This window comes from Acidovorax sp. KPB24-03 (assembly GCF_057546605.1).
Genome location: NZ_BAAJYR010000291.1, coordinates 1 through 4,417 on the forward strand (window position 1 = coordinate 1; position 4,417 = coordinate 4,417).

Sequence of the window (4,417 nt, forward strand, 5' to 3'; positions counted from 1 at the left end):
CTGGCCCGCCCCGCGGCCGCCGCGGCCCGGGCCGAGCCCCAGCGCAACGCGGTGGCGCAGGATACCGAGCAGCTGGCCATGAGCACGCTGTCGTTCCAGGACTACGTGCGCGAGCGCATGCTGCGCCGCCGCCACGAAGCCCTGACCGGCACGGCCGAGGCCCCTTCGATCAACGAGCGCAACCGCGAACGCGCGCCGGACCGCGAGCGCGAACGCATGCCCGCACCGGCCGCCGCGCCCGTGGTGCGCCACAACCCGCTGCGCTCCATTCCGATGGACGTCGCCCCCGAGCCCGTGGCCCCGCGTCGCGTGCAGGTGCCCGTGCCCTCGCTGGCTCCCGCCGCCGGCCAGCAGAACCTGATGAGCGAGCTGCAGTCCATGAAGGACCTCATCGAGGACCGCTTCAACACCCTGGCCTGGCTCGGACAGGCCCGGCAGAACCCGATCCAGTCGAACCTGATGCTCAAGCTCATCCGCGCCGGCTACTCGCCGTCGCTGGCCCGCGCCGTGCTGGAGCGCCTGCCCGAGGAACTGGGCGCAGGCGATGCGGTGCGCTGGCTCATGGAAGTGCTGGAGCGCAACCTGAAGACCGACGCGCATGCCCGCCCCCTGTACGAAGAAGGCGGCATCTACGCCATGGTGGGCTCCACCGGCGTGGGCAAGACCACCACCACGGCCAAGCTCGCCGCCCTGTGCGCCCGCATCCACGGCCCGGGCAGCGTCGGCCTCATCACGCTGGACACGTACCGGGTCGGCGCCCACGAACAGCTGCGCACCTATGGCCGCATGCTGGGCGTCGTGGCCCACCTGGCGCACGACCGCGCCGCGCTGCAGGACCTGCTCGGCCTGCTGGGCGGCAAGAAGATGGTGCTCATCGACACCACCGGCGTCGCACCGCGCGACCCGCGCAAGCGCGACATGCTGGATGTGCTGGACCTGCCCAACGTCAACCGCCTGCTGGTGCTGAACGCCGGCTGCCACGGCGACACGCTGGACGACGTGCTCAGCGCCTTCAAGACCGCCGGCTCGCAGCAGGCCATCCTGTCCAAGGTGGACGAAGCCGTGAAGCTCGGCCCTTCGATCGACGCCCTGATCCGCCACCAGATGGTGCTGCGCGGCGTGACCAACGGCCAGCGCGTGCCCGAGGACTGGGAGGCCGCCGATGCGCACAAGCTCATCAGCACCTCGATGCGCTCGCCCGCCAAGTCGGCCTTCGACCCCAAGGCTTCGGACCTGAACTTCTTCTTCTCGCACTCGCCCGAGCTGGCCTCGGAAAGGGGACTGGTCGATGCTTGATACCGGATTCCACCAGGCCACGAGCCTGCACAGCATCACGCCGCAGTCGGACCTGCGGGTCGTGTCTGTCGTGGCGCAGCCCGACGCCGCCTACGGACTGGAAACCCTGTGGCAGGTGTGTTCCAGCCTGCAGCGGCTGGGGTATCCCGTCGCCGTGCTGGACGGCACCGCCCGCGAAACCGACGACGCGCCGGGCCTGGCCCACCTGCTGGCCGAGCCCTCCTGGCAGAACGGCGCCCCGCTCGAAACCGGCCCGGCGGCCTCGTCGCTGGCGGTGATTCCGGCCGGCTACGGCATGCAGCGCCTCGCCCGCCAGACCGCCGACGGCCCGGCCGCGATGCAGGCGCTGCAACCCTTCTTTCGCACCTATGCGCTGCTGGTGCTCTACGCCAGCGCCGAGGTGCTGGCACCGTTGGTGCGCGCGACCTCGGCCATCCCCCTGGTGATCGCCGAAGGCGGCCCCGACAGCGTGGTGCAAAGCTACCGGCAACTGAAACACATGGCGATGCACGCCGGCGTGCACTGCTCGGTGGCCTCCATCCTGCCGCCCGGCGGCCCGGCCCAGGCCGACCCGACGCATGCGGCGTTGAACACGCTGCAGCGCTGCGCCGAGCGGCACCTGGGCAGCGGCATCCTGACCAGCACGGTGCGCGCCAACCACGCCCAGGACGTGCAGCGCCTGGCCTTGCAACTGCTGGAAAACGCGTGCACCATTGGCGCCGCAACGCCGACCCCCACCCCGCCCTTCGGCATGACGGAGACGGCAGCGCATTTCGCCCGGAGACATTGACCCGATGTACACCGCCAAAGGACAGCTCGACCGCGATGCGCTGATCCGCCAGCACGTGCCGCTGGTTCGCCGGATTGCGCACCACATGATCGCCAAGCTCCCGCCCAACGTGGAGCTGGACGACCTCATCCAGGTGGGCATGATGGGCTTGAGCGAGGCCCTGTCGCGCTACGAGGTGGCGCAGGGCGTGCAGTTCGAGACCTTCGCCACCCAGCGCATCCGCGGCGCCATGCTCGACGAATTGCGCGAGGGCGACTGGATGTCCCGCAGTTCGCGCAAGAGCCAGAAGGAAATCGAACACGCCGTCCACCGGCTGGAGCAGAAACTCGGGCGCAGCCCGCTGGAATCCGAGATCGCCGCCGAGCTGGACCTGAGCCTGGGCGAATACCAGACGCTGCTGGGCAAGGTGCGCGGCACGCAGTTGGTCTACCTGGAAGACATGACGCGGGGCGACGACGGCGACGACGGGTTTCTCGACCGGCACGTGGCCGACGGCGAAGCCGACCCGATGGCCATGCTGCGCGACCAGCGGCTCAAGGCCTCGCTGGTGGCCGCCATCAAGAGCCTGCCGGAGCGCGAGCAGCACATCATGGGCATGTACTACGAGCACGACATGAACCTGAAGGAGATCGCGGCCGTGCTGGGCGTGACCGAATCGCGCATCTGCCAGTTGCACAGCCAGTCCATCGCCCGGCTGCGGGCCAAGATGCGCAGCCACTAGCGGAGCGCCGCCGTCCCACCGGACGCGCCCCTGGCGCCAACGAAAAAGGCCGCATGCAGATGCGGCCTTTTTGCTTTGGGAGGCTGGCTTTTGCCAGGAGCGAAGGGGAAGCCGGGCGGGATCAGCCCTGCGACCGGTAGATCCGAGCGGCGCCGCCCGAGCGTGCCGGAGCACCGTTTCCGTAGGTCGCAGCCTCCTGGGGCGGCAGCAGGGTCGCCACCTGGCGCTCGGTCAACGCGGACAGGCGCGCCAATTGTTCCCGCTGCTGGGACAACTGGCTGCGCAGGGCCTGGATGCGGCGCTGGATGTCGGCCGGCAATTCGGTGGGGCGGGGGATTTTCTGGAGCGCCTGGGACAGATCGAGAGCGGCCTGGCGCAACAGGGGGGCGGTGCGTTCTACCGCGAGCGCGTCGGTTTCCAGCAGGGCGGCACCGACGTCTTTCAACCGGGATTCGACTTCAGACAGCGTGGTTTCGAGTTGCATGGGTGGATCCTGTGCCGATCAACCCCTGCAGGAAACCCGGGGTCAGTGGCTGTTGCTGGTGTGGGAGATGATTTCCTGCGCATTGGACAGCAGCTTGTCCGCGATCGCATCGGCGTCCACCGAGAAAGTGCCCTTTTCGATGGCGGCGCGCACGGCCTTCACCTTGTTGGCATCGAAATCGGTGCCGGCGCGGCCGTTGGCTTCGAGTCCGCGGGCGGCGCTGGAAAACGTGACAGGCACGCCAGCGGTCGCAGCGGCAGCGGCAGCGGGCGCGGCGCTCTTGGCAGCCGTTTCGGCGGCAGCTGCAGGGGCCTTGGCCTGCTTGGCAGCCGTGGCGGCTTGCGACACTGCATTGGCTATTTCGGGGTTTTGACCTATCTTCATCGCTCTCTCCCACCCCGCTCGATGTGGGGCACAGTAGCAATGTTTTCGACCACTTCGACAGGGACTTTAGGCTTTTCTTGCGCCCCATCGCTTACAAAGTGATCTCTACTGTTCCATTTTCGGACACAACACCGGCGACGACACGGCCATTCTCCATACGGATGCGCACAGTCTCGCCAACGGCGCCTGCGGTGATCGCCTGGCCTGCGGATGTTACCGAATAACCCCGCCCCTGCGCCACCACCCGCACCGCCGCCCCCGCCTTGAACAGGGTCGGCGCCTTCACCATGTGCTGGCGCACGGCCTGGCCGGCCATGAGCTGGCGCGAGGCCACCATGCCGACCCAGCTGTCGGGATTGGCCACGATCGCGGTGGTTTCCGCCGCCCAGTCCACTTCGGCCTCGGTCGCATCGGCGGCCGTGAGCACGGCCCCGGACGCGACATTGCCCGTGAGCACCCACGCCGGGCCATACGCCTTGACGGTGACGGGCAGGAACACGTTCCACGCGGTGGCACCGTCCACGCAGCGCAGCCCGAGGCGGGTGCGGCCCCACAGCCGCGAGCCGGCAGGCAGGTAGGGCTCGACGCGGGCGCATGGCGCCAGGCGCAGGCGGGGGTCCAAGGCCCCCACACTCACTTCCATGCGCAGCGGCATGCTGGCCGTGCCCGACTGGCCGCGCTGCAGCGCATCGTCCAGCCAGCGCTGGGTGATTCCGCCCAGGTCCCGCCGCCGGTTCGGCCA

At 69.2% G+C, this 4,417-nt stretch carries 6 protein-coding genes; 3 read left to right on the forward strand and 3 right to left on the reverse strand.

What is annotated here, in order from left to right; all coding sequences use genetic code 11:
- The 3 genes from flhF to AC27KI_RS19380 form a co-directional block, all read left to right on the forward strand.
- Positions 1 to 1,296: flagellar biosynthesis GTPase FlhF (flhF, locus tag AC27KI_RS19370; RefSeq protein WP_487115330.1), on the forward strand; the 1,296-nt coding region annotated here is incomplete at its 5' end.
- Positions 1,289 to 2,086: a hypothetical protein gene (locus tag AC27KI_RS19375; protein ID WP_284402626.1), complete on the forward strand. Its 798-nt coding sequence runs from the start codon at positions 1,289 to 1,291 to the stop codon at positions 2,084 to 2,086. The genes flhF and AC27KI_RS19375, both read left to right, overlap by 8 nt.
- A 4-nt stretch (positions 2,087 to 2,090) precedes the next feature.
- Positions 2,091 to 2,807, forward strand: a complete 717-nt coding sequence (locus AC27KI_RS19380) for an RNA polymerase sigma factor FliA (RefSeq protein ID WP_284402625.1) — start codon at positions 2,091 to 2,093, stop codon at positions 2,805 to 2,807.
- A gap of 121 nt (positions 2,808 to 2,928) precedes the next feature.
- On the opposite strand, the gene AC27KI_RS19385 is transcribed toward AC27KI_RS19380, so the two are convergent.
- From AC27KI_RS19385 to flgA, 3 genes are all read right to left on the reverse strand, one after another.
- Positions 2,929 to 3,291, reverse strand: coding sequence for a hypothetical protein (locus tag AC27KI_RS19385; RefSeq protein ID WP_284402624.1), 363 nt, complete (start codon positions 3,289 to 3,291; stop codon positions 2,929 to 2,931).
- 42 nt (positions 3,292 to 3,333) lie between these two features.
- Positions 3,334 to 3,675, reverse strand: coding sequence for a flagellar biosynthesis anti-sigma factor FlgM (flgM, locus tag AC27KI_RS19390; protein WP_487115332.1), 342 nt, complete (start codon positions 3,673 to 3,675; stop codon positions 3,334 to 3,336).
- Positions 3,676 to 3,766: 91 nt separating this feature from the next.
- Positions 3,767 to 4,417 (reverse strand): flagellar basal body P-ring formation chaperone FlgA (flgA, locus tag AC27KI_RS19395; protein ID WP_487115334.1); only part of this gene is annotated, 651 nt, incomplete at its 5' end.